The sequence below is a fragment of the Arthrobacter nitrophenolicus genome, from assembly GCF_000332815.1.
GTDB lineage: Bacteria > Actinomycetota > Actinomycetes > Actinomycetales > Micrococcaceae > Arthrobacter > Arthrobacter nitrophenolicus.
Genome location: NZ_AOFD01000042.1, coordinates 14,344 through 40,405, shown reverse-complemented (window position 1 = coordinate 40,405; position 26,062 = coordinate 14,344). Strand labels below are relative to the sequence as shown.

25 protein-coding genes and 4 pseudogenes are annotated in these 26,062 nt (G+C 67.0%); 24 read left to right on the top strand and 5 right to left on the bottom strand.

Annotation, left to right across the window (positions count from 1 at the left end):
• From G205_RS14640 to G205_RS14625, 4 genes are all read left to right on the top strand, one after another.
• Positions 1-1,774 (top strand): DNA translocase FtsK (locus G205_RS14640; protein WP_009358659.1); only part of this gene is annotated, 1,774 nt, incomplete at its 5' end.
• Between the two features lie 22 nt (positions 1,775-1,796).
• Positions 1,797-2,441 carry a CDP-diacylglycerol--glycerol-3-phosphate 3-phosphatidyltransferase gene (gene pgsA / locus G205_RS14635; protein WP_009358658.1) on the top strand — a complete coding sequence of 215 codons (645 nt, stop codon included), beginning with the start codon at positions 1,797-1,799 and terminating at the stop codon, positions 2,439-2,441.
• Positions 2,438-2,917, top strand: a complete 480-nt coding sequence (locus G205_RS14630; RefSeq protein ID WP_009358657.1) for a CinA family protein — start codon at positions 2,438-2,440, stop codon at positions 2,915-2,917. The genes pgsA and G205_RS14630 overlap by 4 nt, the downstream gene beginning before the upstream one ends.
• Positions 2,918-3,118: 201 nt before the next feature.
• The gene (locus tag G205_RS14625) at positions 3,119-3,571 is read left to right on the top strand and encodes a helix-turn-helix domain-containing protein (RefSeq protein ID WP_035753213.1); all 453 of its coding nucleotides are present in this window, start codon (positions 3,119-3,121) and stop codon (positions 3,569-3,571) included.
• 96 nt (positions 3,572-3,667) lie between these two features.
• Here the strand turns inward: G205_RS14625 and G205_RS14620 are convergent, their stop codons facing one another.
• On the bottom strand, positions 3,668-4,195 hold the full coding sequence (locus G205_RS14620) for a MarR family winged helix-turn-helix transcriptional regulator (protein WP_009358654.1): 528 nt from the start codon (positions 4,193-4,195) through the stop codon (positions 3,668-3,670).
• Between the two features lie 41 nt (positions 4,196-4,236).
• Between G205_RS14620 and G205_RS14615 the strand changes: the two genes are divergently transcribed.
• From G205_RS14615 to dapF, 6 genes and pseudogenes are all read left to right on the top strand, one after another.
• Positions 4,237-4,461 carry a DUF3046 domain-containing protein gene (locus G205_RS14615; RefSeq protein ID WP_009358653.1) on the top strand — a complete coding sequence of 75 codons (225 nt, stop codon included), beginning with the start codon at positions 4,237-4,239 and terminating at the stop codon, positions 4,459-4,461.
• A 211-nt stretch (positions 4,462-4,672) separates the two neighbouring features.
• Positions 4,673-5,727 (top strand): annotated as a pseudogene (recA, locus tag G205_RS14610) (recombinase RecA).
• A gap of 144 nt (positions 5,728-5,871) precedes the next feature.
• Positions 5,872-6,357 carry a regulatory protein RecX gene (locus G205_RS14605; RefSeq protein ID WP_009358652.1) on the top strand — a complete coding sequence of 162 codons (486 nt, stop codon included), beginning with the start codon at positions 5,872-5,874 and terminating at the stop codon, positions 6,355-6,357.
• Positions 6,358-6,398: 41 nt separating this feature from the next.
• Positions 6,399-7,958, top strand: coding sequence for a tRNA (N6-isopentenyl adenosine(37)-C2)-methylthiotransferase MiaB (gene miaB / locus G205_RS14600; RefSeq protein ID WP_235046928.1), 1,560 nt, complete (start codon positions 6,399-6,401; stop codon positions 7,956-7,958).
• Positions 7,959-7,961: 3 nt separating this feature from the next.
• Positions 7,962-8,858: a tRNA (adenosine(37)-N6)-dimethylallyltransferase MiaA gene (miaA, locus tag G205_RS14595; RefSeq protein WP_009358650.1), complete on the top strand. Its 897-nt coding sequence runs from the start codon at positions 7,962-7,964 to the stop codon at positions 8,856-8,858.
• A 74-nt stretch (positions 8,859-8,932) separates the two neighbouring features.
• Positions 8,933-9,877 (top strand): diaminopimelate epimerase, encoded by a 945-nt coding sequence (gene dapF / locus G205_RS14590; RefSeq protein WP_009358649.1) that lies wholly within the window; start codon positions 8,933-8,935, stop codon positions 9,875-9,877.
• Here dapF and G205_RS14585 read toward each other — a convergent pair.
• On the bottom strand, positions 9,858-10,472 hold the full coding sequence (locus tag G205_RS14585) for a class I SAM-dependent methyltransferase (RefSeq protein ID WP_009358648.1): 615 nt from the start codon (positions 10,470-10,472) through the stop codon (positions 9,858-9,860). The genes dapF and G205_RS14585 overlap by 20 nt on opposite strands.
• Before the next feature lie 449 nt (positions 10,473-10,921).
• On the opposite strand from G205_RS14585, the pseudogene hflX reads away from it, so the two are divergent.
• Both hflX and G205_RS14575 read left to right on the top strand, forming a co-directional pair.
• A pseudogene (hflX, locus tag G205_RS14580) lies at positions 10,922-12,501 on the top strand (GTPase HflX).
• Positions 12,494-14,551, top strand: a complete 2,058-nt coding sequence (locus G205_RS14575) for an ATP-dependent DNA helicase (protein ID WP_009358646.1) — start codon at positions 12,494-12,496, stop codon at positions 14,549-14,551. The pseudogene hflX and the gene G205_RS14575 overlap by 8 nt, the downstream one beginning before the upstream one ends.
• A gap of 72 nt (positions 14,552-14,623) precedes the next feature.
• On the opposite strand, the gene lexA is transcribed toward G205_RS14575, so the two are convergent.
• The gene (gene lexA / locus G205_RS14570; protein ID WP_009358645.1) at positions 14,624-15,358 is read right to left on the bottom strand and encodes a transcriptional repressor LexA; all 735 of its coding nucleotides are present in this window, start codon (positions 15,356-15,358) and stop codon (positions 14,624-14,626) included.
• Between the two features lie 400 nt (positions 15,359-15,758).
• Here lexA and G205_RS14565 point away from each other — a divergent pair, with 400 nt between their 5' ends.
• The 8 genes and pseudogenes from G205_RS14565 to G205_RS14535 all read left to right on the top strand — a co-directional run bounded on the left by G205_RS14565 (position 15,759) and on the right by G205_RS14535 (position 22,064).
• Entirely contained in the window at positions 15,759-16,172 is a 414-nt protein-coding gene (locus tag G205_RS14565) for a LysM peptidoglycan-binding domain-containing protein (RefSeq protein WP_009358644.1), read from the top strand.
• A gap of 113 nt (positions 16,173-16,285) precedes the next feature.
• Positions 16,286-17,404, top strand: a complete 1,119-nt coding sequence (locus tag G205_RS14560; RefSeq protein WP_009358643.1) for a histidinol-phosphate transaminase — start codon at positions 16,286-16,288, stop codon at positions 17,402-17,404.
• A 63-nt stretch (positions 17,405-17,467) separates the two neighbouring features.
• Positions 17,468-18,093 (top strand): annotated as a pseudogene (gene hisB, locus G205_RS14555) (imidazoleglycerol-phosphate dehydratase HisB).
• Positions 18,090-18,854 (top strand): imidazole glycerol phosphate synthase subunit HisH, encoded by a 765-nt coding sequence (gene hisH, locus G205_RS14550; protein WP_009358642.1) that lies wholly within the window; start codon positions 18,090-18,092, stop codon positions 18,852-18,854. The pseudogene hisB and the gene hisH overlap by 4 nt, the downstream one beginning before the upstream one ends.
• The gene (locus G205_RS22120) at positions 18,855-19,013 is read left to right on the top strand and encodes a hypothetical protein (protein ID WP_009358641.1); all 159 of its coding nucleotides are present in this window, start codon (positions 18,855-18,857) and stop codon (positions 19,011-19,013) included.
• 41 nt (positions 19,014-19,054) lie between these two features.
• On the top strand, positions 19,055-19,801 hold the full coding sequence (priA, locus tag G205_RS14545; protein ID WP_009358640.1) for a bifunctional 1-(5-phosphoribosyl)-5-((5-phosphoribosylamino)methylideneamino)imidazole-4-carboxamide isomerase/phosphoribosylanthranilate isomerase PriA: 747 nt from the start codon (positions 19,055-19,057) through the stop codon (positions 19,799-19,801).
• A gap of 26 nt (positions 19,802-19,827) precedes the next feature.
• Positions 19,828-20,706, top strand: a complete 879-nt coding sequence (locus G205_RS14540) for an SseB family protein (RefSeq protein WP_009358639.1) — start codon at positions 19,828-19,830, stop codon at positions 20,704-20,706.
• Between the two features lie 56 nt (positions 20,707-20,762).
• Entirely contained in the window at positions 20,763-22,064 is a 1,302-nt protein-coding gene (locus G205_RS14535; RefSeq protein WP_009358638.1) for an MFS transporter, read from the top strand.
• Positions 22,065-22,158: 94 nt separating this feature from the next.
• Here G205_RS14535 and G205_RS14530 read toward each other — a convergent pair whose 3' ends face one another.
• Positions 22,159-22,545, bottom strand: a complete 387-nt coding sequence (locus G205_RS14530; RefSeq protein WP_009358637.1) for a DUF1844 domain-containing protein — start codon at positions 22,543-22,545, stop codon at positions 22,159-22,161.
• Between the two features lie 386 nt (positions 22,546-22,931).
• Between G205_RS14530 and infC the strand changes: the two genes are divergently transcribed.
• From infC to G205_RS14505, 4 genes and pseudogenes are all read left to right on the top strand, one after another.
• Positions 22,932-23,870, top strand: coding sequence for a translation initiation factor IF-3 (gene infC / locus G205_RS14520; RefSeq protein WP_009358636.1), 939 nt, complete (start codon positions 22,932-22,934; stop codon positions 23,868-23,870).
• Between the two features lie 120 nt (positions 23,871-23,990).
• Positions 23,991-24,185 carry a 50S ribosomal protein L35 gene (gene rpmI / locus G205_RS14515; RefSeq protein WP_009358635.1) on the top strand — a complete coding sequence of 65 codons (195 nt, stop codon included), beginning with the start codon at positions 23,991-23,993 and terminating at the stop codon, positions 24,183-24,185.
• Positions 24,186-24,300: 115 nt separating this feature from the next.
• The gene (rplT, locus tag G205_RS14510; protein WP_009358634.1) at positions 24,301-24,693 is read left to right on the top strand and encodes a 50S ribosomal protein L20; all 393 of its coding nucleotides are present in this window, start codon (positions 24,301-24,303) and stop codon (positions 24,691-24,693) included.
• A 61-nt stretch (positions 24,694-24,754) separates the two neighbouring features.
• A pseudogene (locus tag G205_RS14505) lies at positions 24,755-25,662 on the top strand (TrmH family RNA methyltransferase).
• Between the two features lie 80 nt (positions 25,663-25,742).
• Here G205_RS14505 and G205_RS14500 read toward each other — a convergent pair.
• The gene (locus tag G205_RS14500) at positions 25,743-26,018 is read right to left on the bottom strand and encodes a GlsB/YeaQ/YmgE family stress response membrane protein (protein ID WP_009358633.1); all 276 of its coding nucleotides are present in this window, start codon (positions 26,016-26,018) and stop codon (positions 25,743-25,745) included.
• Positions 26,019-26,062: the final 44 nt, after the last annotated feature.

Genomic DNA, 26,062 nt, shown 5'->3' with positions numbered 1-26,062 from the left:
GCCGGCGAACCCGCCCCAGGTTCCCTCCACCCCCGTGGCACCTGCACCGCCACCCACCCCGATCCCGCAGCGCACGGAACAGCTGTCCCTGGCCGGCGACGTGACGTACACGCTGCCGGCGTCGGACTTCCTCACGCCCGGCTCCATTCCCAAGGAGCGCACGGAAGCCAATGACGCCGTCGTCGCAGCCCTCACCGACACCCTCCAGCAGTTCAACGTGGACGCCACCGTCACCGGCTTCAGCCGCGGCCCCACCGTCACCCGCTACGAGATCGAGCTGGCGCCCGGCACCAAGGTGGAGCGGGTCACCGCCCTGTCCAAGAACATCTCCTACGCAGTCGCCTCCAGCGACGTGCGGATCCTGAGCCCCATTCCAGGCAAGTCCGCCATCGGCATCGAGATTCCCAACACGGACCGTGAAACCGTGTCCCTCGGCGACGTCCTCCGCAGCCAGAACGCCCGGCGCACCGACCACCCCATGGTGATGGGCGTGGGCAAGGACGTTGAAGGCGGCTACGTGGTGGCCAACCTTGCGAAAATGCCCCACCTGCTGGTGGCAGGCGCCACCGGTGCCGGTAAGTCGTCCTTCGTGAACTCCATGATCACGTCCATCCTCATGCGGGCCACCCCGGACGAGGTCCGCATGGTGATGGTGGACCCCAAGCGTGTGGAGCTGACCGCCTACGAAGGCGTACCCCACCTCATCACCCCCATCATCACCAACCCGAAGAAGGCCGCCGAGGCGCTCCAGTGGGTGGTACGTGAAATGGACGCCCGCTACGACGACCTCGCCAACTACGGGTTCAAGCACATTGACGACTTCAACAAGGCCGTCCGGGCGGGCAAAGTCCAGCCGCCGCCTGACTCCAAGCGCGTCATCCGGCCCTACCCCTACCTGCTGGTGATCGTCGACGAACTCGCGGACCTCATGATGGTGGCACCGCGGGACGTGGAAGACTCGATCGTCCGCATCACCCAGCTGGCCCGCGCCGCCGGCATCCACCTGGTGCTGGCCACCCAGCGCCCGTCGGTGGACGTGGTGACCGGCCTGATCAAGGCCAACGTGCCATCCCGCATGGCCTTCGCAACCTCGTCCGTCACGGACTCCCGCGTGGTCCTGGACCAGCCCGGCGCGGAGAAGCTCATCGGCCAGGGGGACGCGCTCTTCCTGCCCATGGGCGCCTCCAAGGCCATGCGCGTCCAGGGCGCCTGGGTCACCGAGTCCGAGATCCACAAGGTGGTGGAGCACGTCAAGACACAGCTCCAGGCCGTGTACCGCGACGACGTTGCCCCCGAAGCGGAAAAGAAGCAGATCGACGACGACATCGGGGACGACCTCGAGGTCCTGCTGCAGGCTACCGAACTCGTGGTCACCACGCAGTTCGGCTCCACGTCCATGCTGCAGCGCAAGCTGCGCGTCGGGTTCGCGAAGGCGGGCCGGCTCATGGACCTGCTGGAATCCAGGGGAGTGGTGGGCCCGTCCGAAGGCTCCAAGGCCCGAGACGTCCTGGTGAAGCCGGACGACCTCGCTACAGTCCTCGCTGCCCTGAAGGGCCAGGAGACCCCCGCCGCGGCAGACTCCCAGACGGCCGCCCTCAGTGACAACGCCAACGCGAACATCGCGCAGGGCGGCTACGCCGAGGATCTTGTGGCCGCGGACCTGGACCAGCGGAAGCAGAACGTTGAATATTACGACGGCTCAGATAGCGCGCCGGGCAGCTACGGCGATGACGAGGACGGGTCCGAAGACGCCTGGTCCCTCACCGGGCGATAGCCGGGGACTGTAGCCTAGACAGGTGACTAGCACCGATGCAACCGCCGCCGGCCCTGGCCGTGCCGGGGTCTGGAACCTTCCCAACGTCCTGACCATGATCCGCATCGCGCTGGTGCCGTTCTTCGTCTGGTTCCTGGTTGCCGACGCCCCGGGACTCCGCAGCGAGTCCGGGCTTTGGCGCTGGGCTGCAGTGCTGGCGTTCGCCGTCGCGATCTACACAGACAAGCTCGATGGCGACATCGCCAGGAGCCGGAACCTCGTCACCGATTTCGGCAAGATAGCCGATCCCATCGCCGACAAACTCCTCACCGGCTCGGCGCTGGTCATGCTGTCCCTCCTCGGAGAGCTGCCCTGGTGGGCAACCATCGTGATCCTGGTCCGGGAGTGGGGAATCACCGGGCTGCGGTTCTTCGTGATCCGCTACGGCGTGATCCCGGCCTCGCGCGGCGGCAAGCTGAAGACCGTGGTGCAGACCGCCGCCATCTTCCTCTACCTCCTGCCGCTGGGGGCCTTCGCGCCCTGGCTGGCCTGGGTGGCGTTCGCCGTGATGATGGCGGCCGTGGCCATCACGGTCTGGACCGGCGTCGAGTATGTCGTTCAAGCCCTCCGCCTCCGGGCCCGGGGCAAGAAGCAGGCCCGCGCCAACCTTGGACAGGAGCAGCCATGACCAATCTCCACCACCTTGCCGCGCAGGCAGTCCGGCAGGCGCTCGAAGCGGGGCGGACGGTAGCCACCGCGGAATCACTGACCGCTGGCATGGTTACCGCTGTCCTGGCGGACACGCCGGGCGCCTCCGGCATGCTTCAGGGCGGAGTGGTCGCCTACCAGAATTCGGTCAAGGAGTCCGTTCTCAAGGTCCCGTCCGACCTGCTGGCCCGCGCCGGATCAGTGGACGGGGACGTGGCCCGCGCCATGGCAGAAGGTGCTCGCACCGTACTGGACGCCCATGTGGGCCTTGCCACCACCGGCGTTGCCGGGCCGGAAGGACATGACGGCAAGCCGGTGGGCACCGTGTACGTGGGCGTGGCCACTGCCGCCGGAACATCCGCCTTTGAATATTCGTTCGAGGGGAACCGCGCGGAAATCCGCGGACTGGCGTGCGGGGCGGCCCTCGAACGGCTCCTGGAAGCCCTGTCCGGCTGAGCCGCCAGCCATGCCCTTCCGGCCCCTTCCCCCGCCCCGGAACGGGGCAAGTTACCGGACGTAAAGTTACGGGGAACAAAAGCCGGTACCGATTAGTTATTACATTGTGTCGCTTCCGAAGAGCGGAGGCGCCTAGGATGAAATGACCACAACGGTTCGCTTCAGGGCGGACCGGACCAATGAGGGAGCAAGGCGATACAGATGGTAAAGCAGCCCGTATCCGTAAACGGCGTTGTCCGCTGGAAGGATGTGGGCCTCGCCGATCAGGCTAAGAGCGAACAGAAGGAGCGCAAGATGGTTGTACTTCGTCACGAAATCGGTGATGTCCTGCGCGATGTCCGCCAGCGTCAGGGGCGTACGCTCCGTGAAGTTTCGCACAGCGCCCGTGTCTCCCTTGGGTACCTCAGCGAAGTGGAGCGCGGCCAGAAGGAAGCGTCATCGGAACTGTTGTCCTCGATCTGCTCGGCACTGGATGTTCCGTTGTCCAGCATGCTCCGGGAGGTCAGTGACCGCGTTGCAGTGGCCGAGGGCGTCACCGTTCCGGACACCGTTCCGCAGGAATTCTCGCAGCGTTACGGCCGCGACCTTGAGCGCGACCTCGACACTGAACTCAACGGCGAACTTTCCGACGGCCTGCTCTCCGGCGCCCGCTAAGGGCAGCCCCCACCCGCTGGCGGGCCCTGGAACGTTGCGAAGCCCCCGGCCACTGGCCGGGGGCTTCCGTCGTTCAACCCGGATTACCCGCAGCGGTCAGTCTTCCCGGCCTGCTGCCGCGCCGGGAGAGTCCTTGGGGAATCCGTCCCGCTCGTACGATGCGTTCAGCTTGGCCATGTACCGGGCCAGTTCCTCCAGGTCATGGACCGGCCACTCGCCGAGCCGCTCGCGGAAGACCTGCCGCCGGGCATCCTGCACCTGGTGCATCTTTTCCTCGCCCTTTGGCGTCAGCCGGATCGACTGGGCGCGCCCGTCCAGCGGATCGGCCTCCTTGCACACCAGGCCGATGCTCTCCAGGAACGCGATCTGCCGGCTCACCGACGGCTTTCCCACTCCGATACTCATGGCCAGGTCAGTCAGGCGGATAGGCCCCTCCCGGCGGATCACGGCCAGCAGGCCGTAGGCGGCCGGCTCCATGTCCGGGTGCACCTGCCGGGACAACTGGTTGGTGATGGCCCGGCCCCGCCGCCAAAAGAGCGTGAGCTGGTGTTCAACCTTCTTCAGCGCGGCATCTGTGGTGGCGTCGGCGCCGTGGTCCGGCAGGGCGTCGGGGGAGTTGCTCATGGCAACAATTCTAGGGTCCGCAGGCGTGAGAGAATTTTCTGATGCGACTCAGTGACTACTGGCGGCTCATGGACGACGAGTTCGGCGCGGGATACTCCCGCGTGCTGAGCAGCACCCTGGTCCTGGCGGGCGTCGGCGGCAGGACCGCGGACCAGGCACTCGCCGCCGGCATCGAACCGCGCAAGGTATGGCTGGCCGTCTGCGACGTCCAGGACGTTCCCGCCGAACGACGGTTGGGCCGCGACATCAAGCCGCTGCGGGACTGACTGTCCCGGCCCCGGTAACTGCCGGTATTTTCCCCTGACACGCCGCCCAGCTGTTCGAATACCTGTTCGGATAAAGCTATGCTTTTTCGTAACGGGTTATCCACATAGCCGCCATTACCCGGCCGGAATGTCAGTGGGTCCCCTTAGCGTCAGAGATGACCAATAAACGGCCGCGAAGGCCACCATCGAGAAAGCATTAGAGGTGTCAACCATGGCGGCAGCCCCGGATCGTGCAAAAGCGCTGGAAGCAGCGCTTGCCCAGATTGACAAGCAGTTCGGCAAGGGCTCGGTCATGCGCCTGGGCGATGAAGTCCGTGCGCCCATTGAAGTGATCCCCACCGGCTCCATCGCCCTGGACGTAGCACTGGGAATCGGTGGCCTGCCGCGCGGCCGCGTGATCGAGATTTACGGGCCGGAATCCTCGGGTAAGACCACCGTGGCGCTGCACGCCGTGGCCAACGCCCAGCGCGCCGGCGGCATCGCAGCCTTCATCGACGCCGAGCACGCACTCGACCCCGACTACGCCGCCAAGCTCGGCGTGGACACCGATGCCTCCTGGTCTCCCAGCCGGACACCGGTGAGCAGGCCCTGGAGATCATGGACATGCTGGTCGGATCCGGCTCGCTGGACGTCATCGTCATCGACTCCGTGGCCGCCCTGGTGCCGCGCGCTGAAATTGAAGGCGACATGGGCGACAGCCACGTCGGCCTGCAGGCCCGGCTCATGAGCCAGGCCCTGCGTAAGATCACCGGCCGGTTGAGCCAGACCAAGACCACCGCAATCTTCATCAACCAGCTGCGCGAAAAGATTGGTGTCTTCTTCGGTTCGCCGGAAACCACCACCGGTGGTAAGGCCCTGAAGTTCTATGCGTCCGTCCGCATCGACGTCCGCCGGATCCAGACCCTCAAGGAAGGCGCCGATTCGGTGGGCAACCGGACCAAGGCCAAGATCGTCAAGAACAAGATGGCCCCGCCCTTCAAGGTTGCCGAGTTCGACATCATCTACGGCCAGGGCATCTCCCGCGAGGGCGGCATCATCGACATGGGCGTGGAGCACGGCATCATCAAGAAGTCCGGCTCCTGGTTCACCTACGACGGCGACCAGCTCGGCCAGGGTATGGAGAACTCCCGCCGGTTCCTCCGGGACAACCCGGAGCTGGCAGCCGAGCTCGAGCGGCTCATCAAGGAAAAGCTCGGCGTTGGCGTGAAGCCGGCGGAGGAGGAGTCCAAGGACTCCCCGAAGCTGAAGGCAGTCGACGGGTTCTAGCAGTTGGCTGGATCTGACCAGGAGCGGCCCCGCAGCAGCGGTGGCCGCACACGGCGGGCCCGCCAGGCACCCCCTTCAGCAGGGGAGCAGGGCGGGCCCGGCGACCCGAACGCCCCGAATTTTGGCGATCCCGAACCCGATCCCGTGTCCGTCGCACAGGCCATCGTCTACCGCCAGCTGACGGCCTCGGCCAAGAGCAGGCTCCAACTGGCGCGGAAACTGGCCGAACGGAACATCCCCGAAGACGTCGCAGAGGCAGTCCTGGACCGGTTCCAGGAAGTCCGGCTGATCGACGACGCCGAATTCGCCGACATGTGGGTCCGCAGCCGGTCCCAGTCCCGGAAGCTGGCCAAAGGCGCACTCCGCCGCGAGCTCGCCGAGAAGGGCATCGACCAGGACACGGCCACCGCCGCCCTGGAGCAGCTGTCGGACGCTGACGAGGAGGCCGCCGCACGCTCCCTGGTGGAGCGGAAGATCCGGCCGGGAACGGACCTTGCGGACCGCGCGGAACGCGACAAGGCGGTCCGGCGCCTGGCGTCCATGCTTGCCCGCAAGGGCTACCAGCCCTCCCAGGCATTCCGGATCGTCAACGAGGTCCTCGAAGCCCGCGGAGCCCCGGACCCCGACTAGGCCCACAAATCCCTACTTGTAACAGCCGGTACCCTTAACAGGTGAGTTTGACCATTCCTTCCTCCTTTTCCGGTGCCCAGCCCTCCGAAGAGGCCGGGTCCCTGCCGCACGAGGCCGCGCCCAGGCCACGCACCTACCAGGTGCGCACTTTTGGCTGCCAGATGAACGTGCACGACTCCGAACGCATGGCCGGCATGCTCGAGGATGCGGGCTACGTTGCTGCTGACGGCGAGCAGGCGGACGTGGTGGTTTTCAATACCTGTGCGGTCCGGGAGAATGCCGACAACAAGCTCTACGGCAACCTCGGGATCCTCGCGCCGGTCAAGGCGGCGAATCCCGGCATGCAGATCGCCGTGGGGGGATGCCTGGCCCAGAAGGACCGGGAAACCATCCTGAAGAAGGCGCCCTGGGTGGACGCCGTCTTCGGCACCCACAACGTCGGCGCCCTGCCCGCGCTGCTGGACCGCGCCCGGCACAACAACGAGGCGCAGCTGGAGATCCTGGAATCCCTGGACGTCTTCCCGTCCACCCTGCCCACCAAGCGCGACTCGGTCTACTCCGGGTGGGTCTCCATCTCCGTGGGCTGCAACAACACGTGCACCTTCTGCATCGTCCCGGCCCTACGCGGCAAGGAAAAAGACCGGCGCCCGGGGGACATCCTCGCGGAGATCCAGGCCCTTGTGGACGACGGTGCCATCGAGGTGACACTGCTGGGCCAGAACGTCAATTCCTACGGCGTGGAGTTCGGCGACCGGCAGGCATTCTCCAAGCTCCTGCGCGCCTGCGGCGACATCGAGGGCCTGGAACGCGTCCGCTTCACCAGCCCGCACCCCGCAGCCTTCACCGACGACGTGATCGACGCGATGGCGGAAACACCGAACGTCATGCCGCAGCTGCACATGCCGCTGCAGTCCGGCTCGGACAGCATCCTCCGGGCCATGAAGCGCTCGTACCGGTCCACGAAGTTCCTGGGCATCCTGGACAAGGTCCGGGAGAAGATCCCGCATGCGGCCATCTCGACCGACATCATCGTCGGATTCCCCGGAGAGACTGAGGAGGACTTCCAGGCCACCCTGGACGTCGTAGAGCAATCAAGGTTCGCCACGGCCTTCACCTTCCAGTACTCCAAACGCCCGGGGACACCGGCCGCCGACCTGCCCGACCAGCTGCCGAAGGCCGTTGTGCAGGAGCGGTTCGAACGGCTCACCGCACTTCAGGACCGGATCGCCGCCGAGGAGAACCGCAAGCAGCTGGGCCGCCGGGTGGAAGTCATGGTCACCGCCCAGTCCGGCCGCAAGGCGGAGGAAACCCACCGGCTGTCCGGCCGGTCCCAGGACCAGCGCCTGGTGCATTTCTCAGTTCCGGAGGGTGCGCCCGCACCGCGCCCGGGAGACCTCGTCACGGTCACCATCACCGAGGCCGCCGCCTTCCACCTGGTGGCCGACCCCACACCGGGGGATTACAGCCTGCGGCGCTCACGGGCGGGTGACGCCTGGGACAGGTCGCAGGCAGACTCCTGCGGCGCCCCGGCACCCGGTGCAGGCGCCGGCCGCAAGGGCGTTTCCCTGGGCATGCCCTCACTGCCCCTGCGCACTCCCTGACAGGTGGGCACCCCGCCAGTCATCGCCGTCGTCGGTCCCACCGGTTCCGGCAAGTCTGACCTCGCCGTCAACCTTGCCCTGGAGCTGGACGGCGAGGTCATCAACGCTGACGCCATGCAGTTCTACCGCGGCATGGACATCGGAACGGCAAAAATCACCATGCCGGAGCGCCGGGGAGTACCGCACCATCTCCTGGACATCCTGGACGTCACGCAGGAAGCCAGCGTCTCCGACTTCCAGCAGCAGGCCCGGCAGCTCATCGACGAAATCCACGCCCGCGGGAAACGGGCCATCCTTGCCGGCGGCTCGGGGCTCTACGTGCGCGCCGCGCTGGACGTCCTCGACTTCCCGGGCACCGACCCCCAGCTGAGGCAGCAGCTCGAAGCGGACCTTGCCGCCTCGGGCACCGCGGCCATGCTGGCCAGGCTGCTGGCCGTGGACCCCGCCTCGGCAGCCCGGCTCTCCGATGACCGGCGCATCATCCGGGCACTGGAAGTCCACCAGCTCACCGGCCGCCCCTTCAGTTCCTTCATGCCCCGGCGCGAGTACGTACAGCCCGCCGTGCAGGTAGGCCTCGCCGTGGACCGGGACGTCCTCCGTGAACGGCTGGCCCAACGGGTGCACGCCATGGTGGACAAGGGGCTGCTGGCCGAAGTCGCGCGCCTTGATGAGCAGGGCCTGCGCCGCGGCAAGACAGCGTCCCGCGCCCTCGGCTACTCCCAGTTCCTGCAGGTTCTCGACGGTGAATCCACCGTTGCGGAGGCGGCGGAAAGCACCATCGTGGCCACCCGCCAGTTCGCCCGCCGCCAGCTCACCTGGTTCCGGGCGGACCCCCGGATCAGCTGGCTGGACTGGCAGGATCCGCAACTGGTGGACCGTGCCGTGGACCTCTGCCGATGACGGGTTCCGGCCCGTGCGTCAGTGCGGAGCAGCCGGTTTCGGGCCTGCCGCACCCGGCCGGTAACCTAGGACGCATGGACGCAACCCTCGCAGAGACCACCGGCCCCGCCTTCCGCACGCTGGGCGGGCTGCGCTTTTCGAAGGGGCACGGCACGGGCAACGATTTTGTCCTGGTGGCCGATCCCGGGGGTGAGCACACCATCACCGCAGAGCAGGTGGCAGGCCTATGCGACCGGCACCGCGGCATCGGGGGAGACGGCCTGATCCGTGCGGTTCCTTCCCGCCTTCTCCCCGAAGGCCGCGACCTGCTGGCCACGGTTCCCGAGGCTGAATGGTTCATGGACTACCGGAACGCGGACGGCTCCCTGTCCGAGATGTGCGGCAACGGTGTCCGCGTCTTCGTGCATTTCCTCCGGGCCGAAGGCCTGATCGATCTTCCCGACGGCGGTGCGCTGATCATCGGGACCCGCGGCGGGGCCAAGACCGTGGTCCGGACGGGCGATGAGTATGCGGTGGACATGGGTCCCTGGGAATTCATCTTCCCCGGCGAAGCCACGGCCAAAGCCATGGATTCGCTGGTCACCGCGGACGGTCTGGAGGTCCCGCGGCCCGCGCTGTCCGTCAGCATGGGCAACCCGCACACCGTCGTGGCCCTCGCTGAACTCTCCGAACTGGCCGGGACCAGGCTCTTCACGGCACCCACGGTGGAACCCGTTCCCGCCAACGGCACCAACGTGGAGTTCGTCGTCCCGGCTGAACCGCTCGTCCACGACGGCGTGGGTTCAGTCACCATGCGCGTCCACGAGCGGGGCGTCGGCGAGACCCAGTCCTGCGGAACGGGAGCCTGCGCGGCCGCCGTCGCCATCCGCCACTGGGCGGGCGCAGAAGCTCCGGACAGCTGGCGGGTCCACGTTCCCGGCGGAGTGGTGGGCGTGAAATTCTTCGCCGGACCGGCCGGCCACGAGCATGTGGAACTGAGCGGTCCGGCCGTCATCGTGGCTACCGGGACGCTTTCCTGATCTTCAGGATGCGGAAGGACTTGGACGTGGACTCGCGGGTCACGCTGAAGGAATCGTCCAGCTCCCCGGCCAGCCAGCGCTGCAGGGAATCCGAGCCCAGGTTCTTCTGAACCACCAGCCACGCCGATCCGCCGGGCGCGAGCCGGGGCAGCCACAGTTTCAGCAGCGAGTGGAGCTCGTCCTTGCCGATCCTGATGGGCGGATTCGACCAGATCGTGTCGAACCTCAGGCCCGGGTCCACCGCCTCGGGTGTGCTGGCCACAACGTTGGCCAGCCCCAGGGCGGCAGCATTTTCATTGGTCAGCGTGATGCAGCGCTCGTTCACGTCCACGGCGTACACCTGGGCGTGCGGGGCGCGCAGCGCCATGGTGAGCGCGATGGGTCCCCAGCCGCAGCCGATGTCCAGCAGATTGCCGGTGGGCGCGGGTGCCGGAACTTCAGCCAGGAGGACCGCCGTCCCCTTGTCGATGCCGTCGGGGCTGAAGATGCCGCTGGAAGTCTGCAGTCTGCGTGTTTCGCCGGCAAGTTCTACTGTGAGGGGCTTTCTGGTGAAGGGGCCGGCGGGGGATGCGCTGAAATAGTGTGCGGACTCCATAACTGGCCAGAGTAGTTCCCCTTGCAGCGTAAAGGGAAACTGCGGCCCCGCGGCCTCTGCTAGGGTGGAGGGCATGTTCCTGATCTTCGAGTAGCCGGCACGGGCAACGCCCGTCCCGCAGCCGTCTTCCAGTGGCGGCCAGTCCCACGGCGACGCAGGTATCCAACACCTTCCGCCTGTGCACCGGACCAGACCCATCCTGTCTGTTTCGGCAGCCGGACAATACTCGAAAGTCAGCATCCCGCTGGTCTTTTCGCCGATTCTCCGGCACGTTCCCGTTCCGCCGCTTCCCGTGACGCGGCATTTGCGCCCGCGCCCGCCTTCGGGCCCGCCCGCGCCCAACATCCCAGGAGAACTGCATGACCGCAGGCCGTCAGCCCAGCGCGAATACTTCCCCACAGACCAGCAATCGGCACTATTCTGGAACTGCCGAAACTTCAAAGGAGACCATGACCAGCCAGCCCAACACCGGATCCGAACCAGCCGCCCAGGACATGAGCCTGCGGAAATCCAGGCTGTGATCGACCGGATTCTCTCCAAGGACGTACCGGCCAGGAATCTCAGCACGCCCCGCGGAGAAGAACGCGGCAACGGCAAGCCCGTGCTCGGCACGGCCCAGGCCATCTCCCGCGTGGACGAAGAGCACACCACGTACGACGGCGACCAGCAGGACCTCGAGGAACGCCGCGCCCTGCGGCGCACCGCGGGCCTTTCCACCGAACTGGAAGACGTCACCGAGGTCGAGTACCGCCAGCTGCGCCTGGAGCGCGTGGTCCTGGCCGGGCTGTGGTCCGAGGGAACCCTTGCCGACGCCGAAAACTCGCTCCGCGAGCTCGCGGCACTTGCCGAAACCGCCGGATCAGAGGTGCTCGACGGTCTGGTGCAGCGCCGGGACAAGCCGGACCCCGGCACCTTCCTGGGCTCCGGAAAGGCCCAGGAACTCAAGGACATCGTGATGTCCACCGGCGCGGATACCGTGATTGTCGACGCCGAACTTGCCCCGTCCCAGCGGCGCGGGCTTGAAGACATCGTCAAGGTCAAGGTCATCGACCGCACTGCCCTGATCCTGGACATCTTCGCCCAGCACGCCAAGAGCCGGGAAGGCAAGGCGCAGGTTGAGCTCGCGCAGCTCGAATACCTTCTTCCCCGCCTCCGCGGCTGGGGCGAGTCGATGTCCCGCCAGGCCGGTGGCCAGGTGGGCGGCGCGGCCGCCGGCATGGGCTCCCGCGGACCCGGTGAGACGAAGATCGAACTGGACCGCCGGCGCATCCGTACCCGCATGGCCAAGCTGCGGCGCGAAATCGCCGCGATGAAGCCGGCCCGCGAAACCAAGCGCGCCAACCGCCGTCGTAATGCCGTTCCCTCCGTGGCTATCGCCGGGTACACCAACGCCGGGAAGTCCTCCCTGCTGAACCGCCTGACGGATGCGGGCGTGCTGGTCGAAAACGCCCTGTTCGCCACGCTGGATCCCACGGTGCGCAAGGCCGAAACGGCGGACGGGCTGGGGTACACCCTGGCCGATACGGTCGGTTTTGTCCGGTCCCTGCCCACCCAGCTGGTGGAGGCCTTCCGCTCCACGCTGGAGGAAGTGGCTGACGCCGACCTGATCCTGCACGTGGTGGACGCCTCGCACCCGGATCCCGAAGGCCAGATCGCTGCCGTCCGCAAGGTCTTCAGCGAGGTGGACGCGCGCAAGATCCCGGAGATCATCGTGCTGAACAAGGCCGATGCCGCGGACCCCTTCGTGGTGGAACGGCTCAAGCAGCGCGAGCCGCGGCACGTGGTGGTCTCGGCGCGTACCGGTCAGGGGATTGCAGAGCTGCTCAGGGTGATCAGCGAATCCATTCCGCGGCCCAGCGTCAAGATGGAACTGCTTATCCCGTACAACCGCGGCGACCTGATCAGCAAGCTGCACGACTCCGACGCCGAAATCATCAGCCTTGACCACGTCGAGGCAGGGACCCGGGCCGTCGTGATGGTGCGGGAAGGCCTCGCGGCCGAACTGGAACCCTTCGCCGCGAATGACTGACCTCGTGGCCGGCGAAGCCACGGACGAGGCCGGCGGGCAGTTCGTCATCGAGCTGCTCGACCGGGCCGTCGCCGCGATGGGCGGGCAGAGCCGCACCGGGCAGCACGAAATGGCCAGGCAGGTGGCGCGCGCCATCGAAACAGGCAACCACCTGCTGGTCCAGGCCGGAACCGGAACCGGCAAGTCCCTCGCCTACCTGGTGCCGCTCATCGCCCACGCCCTCGAAAGCAACAAGCCTGCCCTGGTTTCCACCGCCACCCTGGCGCTGCAGACGCAGATTGTGGGCAGGGACCTGCCCCGCCTCCTCAAGGCCATCACTCCTGCCCTGGACCGGCCGGTGAAGGTGGCGCTGGTCAAGGGCCGTTCCAACTACGTCTGCCGGCACAAGCTCGAAGGCGGGTTCCCGTCTGAGGAGCCCGCCGAGGGGCAGCTGTTTTCGCTGGGGGAGGACACCAGCGTTCCCCACTTCGCCGCCACGGTCGGCGGGCCATCGTCGCAGCTTGGCAAGGAGGTGGTGCGGCTGCGTGAGTGGGCAGAGAAGACCGCCACCGGCGACCGCGACGAACTCCTTCCCGGTGTGACCGACCGCGCCTGGCGGCAGGTCTCGGTGACCTCGATGGAATGCCTGGGTTCACAGAAGTGCCCCATGGCCGCCGAATGCTTCAGTGAGCTGGCACGCCAGGACGCGGCGGAGGCCGACGTCGTGGTCACCAACCATGCCATGCTGGCCGTCAGCGCCTTCGAAGGGCTGGCCGTCCTGCCCGAGTATGACGTTGTGGTGGTGGACGAGGCCCACGAGCTGCAGGACCGGGTCACGGGAGCCGTCACCGGCCAGCTCTCCGTGGCCATGGTCCATGCCGCCGCCTCCAGCGCGCGCAAGCACACGGCCATCACCGTTGATGCCCTCAACGCCGCTGCCGCCAACCTCGAACTGGCACTGGCGGGCGCGCCGAACGGGTTGCTGCCCAGCGGCCTCAACGACGAACAGCTGGACTGCATCGACCAGTTGCGTGAGGCGTGCCGCGCGGCGCTGTCCGATTCCAAGGGCGACAGCAATACAACGCCCGACGGCGGGAGGCAGCTTGCGCGGTCCCGCCTGATGTTGATCCTGGAATTGTGCGAGCGGCTGATCGCGGCCCGGGACAATCGGGAGGTGGTGTGGTTTTCCCGCGCCAGCTCCTTCGATCCCGGCCAGGGGTATTCGCAGCCTGACGAGTCCGCGCCCGTCTTGGTCAACATTGCGCCGCTGTCCGTGGCAGGCCGGCTGCGGGAGGGCCTCTTTGCCGATCACACCGTGATCCTGACATCCGCCACCCTGGCCATCGGATCGGCCTTCGAGCCCGCCGCCGGCGGCCTTGGGCTGGTAGGTGAGGGCGCCCCCTCCTGGACCGGCGTGGACGTGGGCTCGCCCTTCGACTACCCGAAGCAGGGCATCCTGTACGTTGCGGGCCACCTGCCCAAGCCGGGCCGGGGCGCATCGCCCGAGTCGCTGGCCGAGCTGGAGGCACTCATCCGCGCATCCGGCGGCGGGGCGCTCTGCCTGTTCTCCTCGCGGCGTGCCGCCGAGGAAGCGGCTGAGGCGCTCCGTCCCAAGCTCGGTGTGACGGTCCTCTGCCAGGGCGATTCCACCATGACGGCCCTGGTCAAGCAGTTTGCCGACGAACCGGACACCTGCCTGTTCGGCACCATGTCCCTGTGGCAGGGAGTAGACGTCCCGGGCGGATCGTGCCGGCTGGTGGTCATCGACCGCATCCCGTTCCCGCGGCCTGATGATCCCCTGATGACGGCGCGGTCCCGGGCGGTGGCGCAGGCAGGCGGCAACGGGTTCATGTCGGTGTCCGCTACCCATGCCGCCATTCGGTTGGCCCAGGGGGCAGGCCGGCTGATCCGGTCCACCGGCGACAGGGGAGTGGTGGCCGTGCTGGACTCGCGCCTGGCCACCGAACGCTACGCCGGGTTCCTGCGGGGGGCACTGCCCCCGTTCTGGGCCACGACGGACCGGAAGACAGCGATAGCAGCCCTTGAACGGCTGGCCTCGGAGGCCCACTGAAAGACGGCACCCTCCCGTGAACCGGGAAGGTGCCGTCCTTTTCGAACTCTGGAGTTGTTCGTTCCGCTCTCCCTAGAGGGAGCGCAGGACCGAGACCACTTTGCCCATGATGGTGGCGTGGTCGCCCAGAATCGGTTCGTACTGGGTGTTCTGGGGGAGCAGCCAGGTGTGGCCGTCGCGCTGGCGGAACGTCTTTACCGTGGCTTCGTCGTCCAGGAGGGCTGCGACTATATCGCCGTTGGCGGCATCCGCCTGGCGCCGCACCACCACCCAGTCACCGTCGCAGATGGCGGCGTCCACCATGGAATCGCCCGCCACCCGCAGCATGAACAGTTCACCCTGTCCCACCAGTTGGCGGGGGAGCGGCATGACATCCTCCACCAGCTGGTCGGCCAGGATGGGCCCGCCGGCGGCAATCCGGCCCACCAGGGGAACCATGGCGGTGTCCACGGCGGTGGGAAGCTCCGTCACTCTGGCACCCGCGTCCTGGGGCAGTGAAGCCGAAGGGCCGGCAGCCTTTGCCGGTCCGCCATCAAGCGTGAGGGGCGTGAGCACCTCCATGGCCCGGGGCCGCTTCGGATCCCGCCGGAGATAGCCCAGCTTCTCCAGCTGGGAGAGCTGGTGGGTGACGCTGGACAGGCTGGCCAGACCCACGGTGTCGCCAATTTCGCGCATCGAGGGCGGGTAGCCGTTCTCGTTGACCGAGCGCTGGATGGTTTCCAGGATTTTCTTCTGCCGCGGCGTGAGCCCCTTTGCGGCCCTTTTCGGCTGCGAGGCTGCCCTGCCCCCGGTGGCTGCTGCTGCCATATTCGCCAATGCCTTTCGGTTGCCACCGGGCTTTCCAACGCTCCGGACTGGGTGACTTGCCCTTTTGTCAGACCCTGCTGATCAACTTCAAGGGTGGTTATTTCCTGCTTCAAAGCTAGGCCAGCCACATGGCTTTTTCAAACATTTGTTCTAGCGAGTCTCGACATTATTCGTTAATAGGTGCTAAAACTGGAGAGGCAAAGTTCGAATATGTGTTCTAGTCGAGTTGCCAGTGTTCGAAAGCCGTTCGAACGCGGAAGCCGGAATGTCAGTGGTGCCGGGCAGGCTGTACCCGCATGGCAACGCAGTACCGGCACTACAGGCAACACAGCACATGCAGTACAGGCAAAACAGCACGGTTGTTCCCAGTCAGCACAGTATGGTCCAGGAGGGCTCAGACATGTCAGCTATATCCGCTTCGCAGGCCAACGCTCCGCGGGTCCCTGCCCGGCAGGCTTTGCAGCACGCCCGGCCCGGAACCCCGGATGGCCCGGCGCCCCTGCCTCCCCTTCGGCTGACCCGGCGGGGAAAAATCGTCCTGATCGGTATCCCGCTCGTGCTGCTGGCGGCCCTGCTGCTGTCCCTGGCAGGGTTCTTCAACTCGCCGGCCAAGGCCTCCGATACTGCTGAAGACCTCACGGTGACCCCCACGGTGACCGTGACAGTCCAGTCCGGACAGTCGTTGTGGTCCATCGCCGGAAGTGTCGCCCCTGGCCGTGACGCCCGCGATGTGGTTGCTGACATCGTCCAGCTGAACAACCTCCCTGCAGGGGCGGTCCTGCCCGGCCAGCAGTTGTACGTCCCCACCAGCTGAGGCATCGGCCGCGCGAGTGTGCTGCCGGGCGAGGGTTGCCGCTGGCCGCACGCCCAGCGCGAACACGGGCTGTCACATTTTCCGGTCGCCGGGACGGCCACTAAACTGTTCAGGTGAATGACCAGCTAGAACGTCTGAACCGGCTTCCCCTCCGCAGCAACCTTCGCGGGCTGACCCCCTATGGGGCGCCCCAGCTGGATGTTCCCATCCTCTTGAACGTGAACGAAAACTCGCACGGCGTTCCGGCCGACGTGAGGGCCGCCATCACCGAAGCCGTGGCAGAGGCCGCCACCAGCCTCAACCGCTATCCGGACCGGGAGTTCACCGACCTCCGCCGGGCGTTGGCGGAGTACCTTGGCCACGGACTGGACGAGTCCAACCTGTGGGCCGCCAACGGCTCCAATGAAGTGCTTCAGCAGATCCTCCAGGCGTTCGGTGGTCCCGGCCGTACAGCCCTTGGCTTCCCGCCCACGTATTCCATGTATCCGCTGCTGGCCAGCGGAACGGACACCGAATACATCAAGGGTGAACGCGCCGCTGATTATGGACTCAGCGCGGAATCCGCGGCCCGCCAGGTGAAGGAACTCCGGCCCAACATCGTCTTCCTTTGCTCACCCAACAACCCCACCGGCACCGGCCTGGGGCTCGATGTCGTGGAGGCCGTTTACGAGGCCGGAGCAGAAAGCCAGACCATCGTCATTGTTGACGAGGCTTACCACGAGTTCGCGCACGACGGCACCCCCAGCGCACTGACCCTCCTGCCCGGGCGGGAGCGGCTCATTGTTTCCCGCACCATGAGCAAGGCTTTTGCCCTCGCGGGGGCACGCCTTGGCTACATGGCGGCGGCCCCCGAAGTCACGGACGCCCTGCGCCTGGTCCGCCTGCCCTACCACCTGTCCGCCGTCACGCAGGCAACAGCCCTGGCGGCCCTCCAGCACCGCGAAGCCCTGATGGCCGACGTCGAGGACATCAAAAAGCAGCGCGACCGCATCGTCACCGAACTGACGCGGATGGGCCTCAAGCCCGCAGCCTCGGACTCCAACTTCGTCTTCTTCGGCGGCCTGGAGAACCCCCGCGAGGTCTGGAAGGAACTGCTGGATGCCGGCGTGCTGATCCGCGACGTCGGAATCCCCGGCCATCTCCGCGTCACGGCAGGAACTGAGACCGAAACCACAGCATTCCTCACCGCCCTGGAAAGCATCCTTGCCAGCCAGGCCGCGCTTCCCGCCTAGACTTGAAGTACCGGCGCTGGACGCCGTGCCACACTCCTTCTCCCGCAAAAAGGACACCTGACCATGAGTTCCACCGGATCGAACACGGCCGCGGCCCGGACCGCGCGCATGGAGCGCGCCACCAGTGAGTCGTCCGTGCTCGTGGAGATCAATCTCGACGGTACCGGCGTCTCGGACATCGACACGTCCGTGCCCTTCTATGACCACATGCTGACGGCGCTCTGCAAGCATTCGCTCATCGACATGACGGTCAAGGCCACCGGCGATATCCACATCGACGTCCACCACACCGTGGAGGACGTCGCCATCACGTTCGGTGAGGTGCTGCGCACCGCTCTGGGGAACAAGGCGGGCATCCGCCGGTTCGGCGAAGCACCGTTCCCCTGGACGAGGCACTGGCCCACGCCGTCGTGGACGTGTCAGGCCGGCCCTACCTTGTGCACGGCGGCGAGCCTGCGGGCCAGGAGTACCACCTGATCGGTGGCCACTTCACCGGCTCCCTGACCCGCCACGTCTTCGAGGCCATCACCCTGCACGCCGGCATCTGCCTGCACATGAACGTCATCGCCGGCCGCGACCCCCACCACATCGTGGAGGCCCAGTTCAAGGCGTTCGCGCGCGCCCTGCGCGCAGCCGTGGAGCCGGACCCCCGGGTGGAAGGCATCCCCTCCACCAAGGGTGCCCTGTGAGCGGCCAGGTCCTGAAAGACGGCGCAATCATCGATCCGTCCGCCAGCCGGAAACTGCCTTCCCCCGAAGGTAAGCCCACCGTCACGGTGCTGGACTACGGTTCGGGGAACGTCCGCTCAGCCGTGCGTGCTTTGGAACGGGCCGGCGCCGAGGTAGTGCTCAGCGCCAAGCCCGAGGACGTCCTGAACGCCGACGGCCTGGTGGTCCCGGGAGTCGGCGCCTTCGAAACCGTCATGCGCGAACTGAAGGCCGTCGACGGCATCCGCCTCATCGGACGGCGGGTTGCCGGGGGCAGGCCAGTCCTCGGGATCTGCGTCGGCCTCCAGGTGCTCTTCGAGGCAGGCGTGGAACACGGCACGGAGGCGGAAGGCATCGGCGAATGGCCCGGCAAGGTGGAACTCCTTCCCGCCGACGTGGTGCCGCACATGGGCTGGAACACGGTCAAGGTCCCCGAAGGCTCGAAGCTTTTCGCCGGCGTCGAGAACGAACGCTTCTACTTCGTGCATTCCTACGGCGTGCAGGAATGGAACTTCGACGTCATCCAGCCCCGCATGGCCCCGCCCCTGGTCACCTGGTCCGAGCACGGCGCCCCCTTCATCGCCGCCGTCGAAAACGGCCCGCTCTGCGCCACGCAGTTCCACCCCGAAAAGTCCGGCGACGCAGGCGCGCGCCTGCTGCGGAACTGGGTCGAAGCCCTGCACCGGCCCGCAGCCCAGCCTGCCGACGGCAGCCGGGCGGACGCAGCCGGCGGTCCCGCCTAGATGTGGTCCATTGTCCTGATGGGGCTGGCCGGCCTGCTGGTGGGCGGAGCCCTGTCCTTCCGGCAGCAGCACAAGCCGCTCTGGACACAGATTTCGTTCTACGTCCTGGCGGGCATGTCCCTGTTGGCCGCCTACCTGCTGACGCTCCCGGCCAACTGACCGCTGCCAGCCACCCCCTGCACCCAACCCTGAGGAAGAACATGACCACCGCAACTGATCTGCCGGTCCTTGAACTGCTGCCCGCCGTCGACGTCGTGAACGGGCAGGCCGTCCGGCTGGTCCAGGGGGAAGCGGGCAGCGAGACGAGTTACGGCACACCGCTGGAGGCCGCCACCAACTGGCAGCAGCAGGGTGCCGAATGGGTGCACCTGGTGGACCTGGACGCTGCCTTCGGCCGCGGGTCCAACGCCGAGCTGCTGCGGGAAGTGGTTGGCCGGCTGGACATCAAGGTGGAGCTCTCCGGCGGTCTGCGCGACGACGAAACCCTCGAGGCCGCCCTTGGCCTCGGCGTGGCCCGTGTCAACCTCGGCACCGCTGCGCTGGAAAATCCTGACTGGACCCGGCGGGTCATCGAGCGCTTCGGCGACAAGATCGCCGTCGGCCTTGACGTCCGCGGAACCACCCTCGCAGGGCGTGGCTGGACCAAGGAAGGCGGGGACCTCTGGGAGGTCCTGGACCGGCTCGAGGAGGCCGGCTGCGCGCGGTACGTCGTCACGGACGTCACCAAGGACGGAACGCTGCAGGGCCCCAACGTGGAACTGCTGCGCCAGATGGTGGAGAAGACGGGCAAGCCGGTGGTGGCCTCCGGCGGCATCTCCAGCCTGGACGACCTGAAGGTACTGCGCTCCCTGGTTCCCCTCGGCGTCGAAGGGGCCATTGTGGGCAAGGCACTTTACGCGGGCGCGTTCACGCTGCCCGAAGCCCTCGACGTCGCCGGCCGCCGCTAGGCCGCGGACGGCACGGGAGCAGACGCATGGCCAGCGAACCAGGCACACCCCCATCACGGCAACTGCCGGGGCACATTGCGGCTGCGCTGGCCGGCGCCGGGGGAGCAACGGATTCGGCCGGCAGGCCGTGGGCCGGCCGGAGCCTCGCCGGTGACGACGCCAAAATCCACAACTTCGACGACGACGACGGAACGGCCGACGCCGGCTACCTCGCCGCGGTGGCCGGCCTCCGGGCAGGCACGGGCAGCGAATCGTCCGTCGTCGCCTCCCTCGCCACGGCACGCGTCTTCATTCCCATCGTGGCCCAGCTGGCCGAAGAGGAAGAGTCGGCCCATGGCTTGCAGGCCGACAAACAGGCGGACATGGCCCTGGTCACGCTGAAAGCCGCGGACGGCAGGACCGCCATGCCGGCCTTCACGTCGGCCGCGGCGCTGCCCGCCTGGCATCCCGAGGCCCGCCCGGTTGCCGTCTACGCCGCCCGCGCGGCCCTGTCCGCAGTGGCCGAGGGCGCGGAACTCCTGGTCCTGGACCCCGGCGCCGACGTGACGTTCGTGGTCCGCCGGCCCGCAGTCTGGGCCCTTGCGCAGCAGCAGGACTGGGTTCCCTCGTACCTGGACGCAGACCTTGCGGCGGAAATGGGGCGGGCGGCAGGCAGCTTCCCCGCGGTCCGCCGGATCGAACTGCTGCCGGGCAGGGGAGTGGCGTCACGGGCCGCGGACGGGACAGCCATTCCGGGCGGCGGAGCCGGACCCGAACTGCAGGTGGTCCTCTACCTCGAAGACGGCCTGGACGCTGCCGGCGTCCAGCAGCTGGTGGCCGGACTCCAGGCGGAGTGGTCGCGGAATGTATTGTTTGGGGAGCGCGTCGATTCAATCGAGATCAAGCTGCGGCGCGCGGCAGAGTAGCCGGCAGCCCGTCGGGATGATCCCCGGTCCGCTGCGGCAGACGTAAGGACCACCTCGTGAATTTCGCCCTCTACCGGGAGCTGCTGGCCGTCCGGCCCATCCGGAGGCTGCTCCTCGTGGGCATGATCGCCCGGATACCCCACTCGGCCGCCGGCGTGCTGCTGACCCTCCATATCGTCCTCACGCTCGGGCAGGGCTATGCCGCCGCCGGTGCCGCGGCGGCCGTCATGACCATCGGTATCGCCCTGGGCGCCCCGTGGCGCGGCCGCCGGGTGGATACCGCCGGGCTGCGCAAGGCTTTGATCCCTTCCGTCATTTCCGAGGCGCTGATCTGGTCCATCGTCCCGCACGTGTCCTACCAGTGGCTCCTCCCGCTGGTCTTTGTCGGCGGCCTGCTGACCCTTCCCATCTTCAGCGTGGTGCGCCAGTCCCTCGGCGTGCTGGCCGACGGCGACCAGCGGCGGACCGCCTACGCCCTCGACGCGATCACCACCGAAATGGTGTTCATGATCGGACCGGCCGCCGGTGCGGTGGTCGCTACCAGCGGCTTTACGACGGAGGGCCTGACGGTTGTGGGCCTGGCCACGTCGCTGGCAGGGCTTTTCCTGATCTGGTTCAACCCGCCCACCCGAAGCCCGGAACAGGCACCCGGACAGGAAGTGGAGAGCGAGGCTGACCAGCGCCATGCAGCGGAGGCTGCCATGGTGGCAGCCGCCCCGGCCCACCTGCAGGAAGCGGCCGCCGAACTTGGTCCCGCCGCCTCCCGGCCGCCGTCGGGCCTGCGCGGCAAGGTCAGCCGCAACTTCGCCTGGTTCACGGCCACCGTGGCTGCCCTTTTCGCTGTTGCGGCAGGCGCCGGAATGGTCCTCAGCGGCACCGACGTCGGCATCGTGGCAGCCCTGGAAACAGGCGGCCGCCAGAGCGAAATCGGCATCGTCTTCCTGTTCTGGTGCGCGGCCTCGGTGGTGGGAGGGCTGCTCTACGGTGCCATGCACCGGCCGGTGCCTCCGATCCTCCTGCTGCTCGGCATGGCCGCCCTCACCATCCCCATGGGGTTCGCCTCGGACACCTGGACGCTGGCGCTGCTGTCCGTCCTGCCCGGGCTGCTGTGCGCTCCGGTGCTGTCCGCGGCCTCGGAGAAGGTGGCGGACCTCGTCTCCGAGGAACGCCGCGGCGAGGCCATGGGCTGGTACGGCTCGGCCCTCACCGCGGGCGTCGCGCTCGGCTCGCCGCTCGCCGGGGTATTCATCGACGTCATGGGTTCCTCCGGCGGCTTCGTGTCCGTGGGAGTCGCCGGCGTGCTCCTCTGCCTGGTGGGCCTGGTCCTCCAGCTGCGCCGCCGGACAATTTCGGCCTGACCCAACCCAATCAGCGTCATTCCGTTAAAGCCCGACGGCGGGCCGGCCCCGGGAGGGTCGGCCCGCCGTCGCGGTGTGCGGAGGGGATGCAGCCTTAGTTGACGGCCCCGGTGTACTTCTCGCCCGGGCCCTTGCCCGGGGCGTCCGGGATCAGGGACTCTTCGCGGAACGCAAGCTGAAGCGAGCGCAGCCCGTCGCGCAACGGTCCTGCGTGCTGTGAACCGATTTCAGGTGCAGCGGCAGTCACCAGGCCCGCCAGGGCAGTGATCAGCTTGCGCGCCTCGTCCAGGTCCTTCAGCTCCGCGGCGTTTTCCTCGGCGGCAAGGCCAAGCTTGACCGCGGCCGCGCTCATCAGGTGGACAGCGGCGGTAGTGATGACCTCGATGGCCGGCACCTCGGAAATATCCCGGATCTGTTGGGAGACATCGGCGCCGGAGCCGGCGGAGTCGAAAACGTATGAATTACTGTCTGGCGTGCTCATACTGGTAAGCTTGACACAGACCAACTGGATGTCGTTATTTCAGAGACCAGGTTCCCACCGGCGCTTTCCGCGCTGACGGGAATTTTTTCTGTAGAATGGCATGCAGTTTGCAAGCGGAGTTCTCTCCCACCCGCGTCAGCCGCTGTTCCGAATGTTCGCTCGAACATTGTCGGAACTCAAGGTTGCCGGGTACTGGTTGGGCATGGCCCCGGTGTACGCCGGAACCATGCATGTGGTCCCGTTGCGGGCCCGCATGTACCAGCCGCCAAGAGGCCTTCGATTGCTCCGGCAATTGGGGGCCTTCTCTATTTGCCGGATTCCACAACAAAAACAGGAGCTTTAACATTAGCGAGCCAAGAATCAATGAGCGTATCCGCGTCCCCGAGGTGCGGCTGGTCGGCCCTGCAGGTGAACAGGTAGGCATCGTCCGTATCGAGGATGCCCTGCGTCTGGCTGCCGAGTCCGACCTTGATCTCGTTGAAGTTGCACCTCAGGCGAAGCCTCCGGTGTGCAAGCTGATGGACTTCGGCAAGTACAAGTACGAGGCCGCGGTCAAGGCACGTGAAGCCCGGAAGAACCAGACGAACACCGTTCTGAAGGAAATCCGTTTCCGCCTGAAGATCGACACCCACGACTACGAGACCAAGCGCGGACACGCACTGCGCTTCCTCGGTGCCGGGGACAAGGTCAAGGCCATGATCCAGTTCCGTGGCCGTGAGCAGCAGCGCCCGGAAATGGGCATCCGCCTGCTCCAGCGCTTCGCCGACGACGTCGCCGAGGTGGGCGTGGTCGAGTCCAGCCCCCGCATCGACGGCCGGAACATGGTCATGGTGGTCGGCCCGCTGAAGAACAAGGCTGAAGCCAAGGCCGAGGCCCGCCGCGCAACGCAGCGTGCTGAAGCAAAGGCGCAGAACGAAGCCAAGGCAGCCGGCCGGATTGACGTTTCCGGCAAGGACCAGGCACCCATGACGCAGTCACTGGCCGACCTGCTGCCTGAAGGTTTCACGACGTCGACTGAAGCGGAAGCACCCGCCGAAGCTCCGGAGCAGACGCCGGCTCCCGCCGTCGAGCCTGCAGCCGCAGCCGAAGCACCCGCGGAAGCACCCCAGGAGGAGGCTCCGAAGCAGGAAGCCCCCAAGGCTGCCGCGCCGGCTCCCAAGCCGGCAGCAACGGAAAAGCCCGAGGCCGCCCCGGCGGCTGCGGCTCCCAAGCCGGCAGCTGTTCCTGCGCCGCCGAAGCCGGTGGCCAGGCCTGCCGCGCCGAAGCCTGCTGCACGCCCTGCCCCCAAGGCAGTGCCGAAGCCGGCTGGCAAGAAGACCACTTAGTTCACAGCTGCCGTAGGTTTCGCCCGACGGCAGACAGCAACCAGCATGCCGCCCTTCACGGGGCGGCTGCGTGATAGAGCTGCAGGCATAGCCTGCGGAAACGTAAGGAGATCGGTTCCCATGCCGAAGATGAAGACCCACAGTGGTGCTAAGAAGCGCTTCAAGCTGACCGGCAGCGGCAAGCTGCGCCGCCAGCAGGCCAACCGCCGCCACTACCTGGAGCACAAGTCCAGCCGTCTGACCCGCCGCCTTGCCGGCGACAAGATCGTCTTCAAGGGTGACGCCAAGGTCATCCGGAAGATGCTCGGCATCTAATTTCCAAGTTCTTTGGCTGGCACTGACTGGTGCCTGCCACCTGTAAAAAAGCCTTCTCAGGCCGCCGGGACTCCGGCAGTAGATGCTTGGGATCAGATTTTGAAGGAGTACGCACGTGGCACGTGTGAAGAGGGCGGTCAACGCCCACAAGAAGCGCCGGGTTGTCCTTGAACGGGCGAAGGGCTACCGCGGACAGCGGTCGCGCCTCTACCGCAAGGCAAAAGAGCAGCTGCTGCACTCGTTTGTGTACAGCTACGGCGACCGCAAGAAGAAGAAGGGCGACTTCCGCCGCCTCTGGATCCAGCGCATCAACGCTGCTTCCCGCGCGAACGGCCTGACCTACAACCGCCTCATCCAGGGCCTGAAGGCTGCTGAAGTTGAGGTTGACCGCCGCATGCTTGCAGAGCTGGCCGTCTCCGACGCCAACGCTTTCGCTGCGCTGGTCCAGGTTGCCAAGGACTCGCTGCCGGCCGACACCTCCGCCAAGAAGGTTGTTGCTGCCAAGTAGCACCTGGCCCCTTCCCAGGGGCAGTTCAGGAACCGGTGGCAGCAGCCACTAGAGTTCTTCTATGAACAAAACCGGGCGCCCGCAAGACTTTCCACTGTCCAACCCCCGAGCTGATCGGGTCAGGGACGTGGCAAAGCTTGCAGGGCGCCCGGCACGTTTAAAGCGCGGGCACTTCCTGGCCGAGGGACCGCAGGCGGTGCGCGAGGCATTGAAACTGCACCAGGAACGCCTGGCCGCAGGAGCCCCGGGCGTGGTCTCCGAGGTGTTCGCCAGCGAGGCATGCCTGGACCGCTTTCCGGAATTCGAGGAGCTGGCCGCGGGAACCAACGCCCGGCTCGCCACGGACGAGGTCCTTGCCGCGATGGCGGACACGGTCAACCCGCAGGCATCATCGCCGTGTGCCGCTTCCTGGACGTGGCGCTGGAAGAAGTGCTCGACGCCGGCCCCCGCCTGATCGCGGTGCTCTGCCAGGTCCGGGACCCGGGGAACGCCGGAACAGTCCTGCGGGCGGCCGACTCGGCCGGTGCCGACGCGGTTGTCCTCACCGCGTCCAGCGTGGACATCTACAACCCCAAGGCCGTCCGCTCGACGGCCGGTTCCCTGTTCCACCTGCCGGTGGTGCTGGGGGCTGATGCTGCAGCAGTTGCTGCCGCCTGCAAGGCCAGGGGAATCGGGATCCTGGCTGCGGACGGCTACGGCACCCTGAACCTGGACGCGCTGCAGGACGAGAACGCCAGGCGGAGGCTGACGGGTGCCGGTCCGGAATCCGCGTACGACCTTGCCGCGCCCACAGCCTGGTTGTTCGGCAACGAAGCACAGGGGCTCTCCCCGGACGAGCTGGAACTCGCCGACCACCGCGTTGCCGTTCCCGTCTACGGTGCCGCCGAGAGCCTCAACCTTGGCACCGCCGCCACGGTCTGCCTCTATGCCAGTGCGCGTTCGCAGCAGCCGGCCTCAGTCGCTACCTGATCCGCTGTTGGGGGATAACGGGCACAAATAAAGGCCCCGGGTTGTCCGGGGCCTTGGTGAATGAATCCCAGCTGGGAGCATCAGGGTGCGCGGGTGGCCTTTCCGCGTCCGGTGATGGCTCCGTAGATGCCGGCAACAACAAGGCCGCCAACGATTGCGAGAATCCAGGTGCCGAGGTCAAAGAAGGCCAGATCGCCCCGGTTGAACAGGAGGCTGCCGATCCAGCCGCCAACGATGGCTCCCACCACGCCCAGTACCAGGCTGGTGACCCAACCGCCGCCGACCCGTCCGGGCATGACCGCCTTGACGATGGCCCCCACGATGAGGCCGAGAATAATCCAAGCAAGAAAACCCATGTCTCCTCCTTATGTTTATCGGGATTTAATAGCCCCGATGAGCC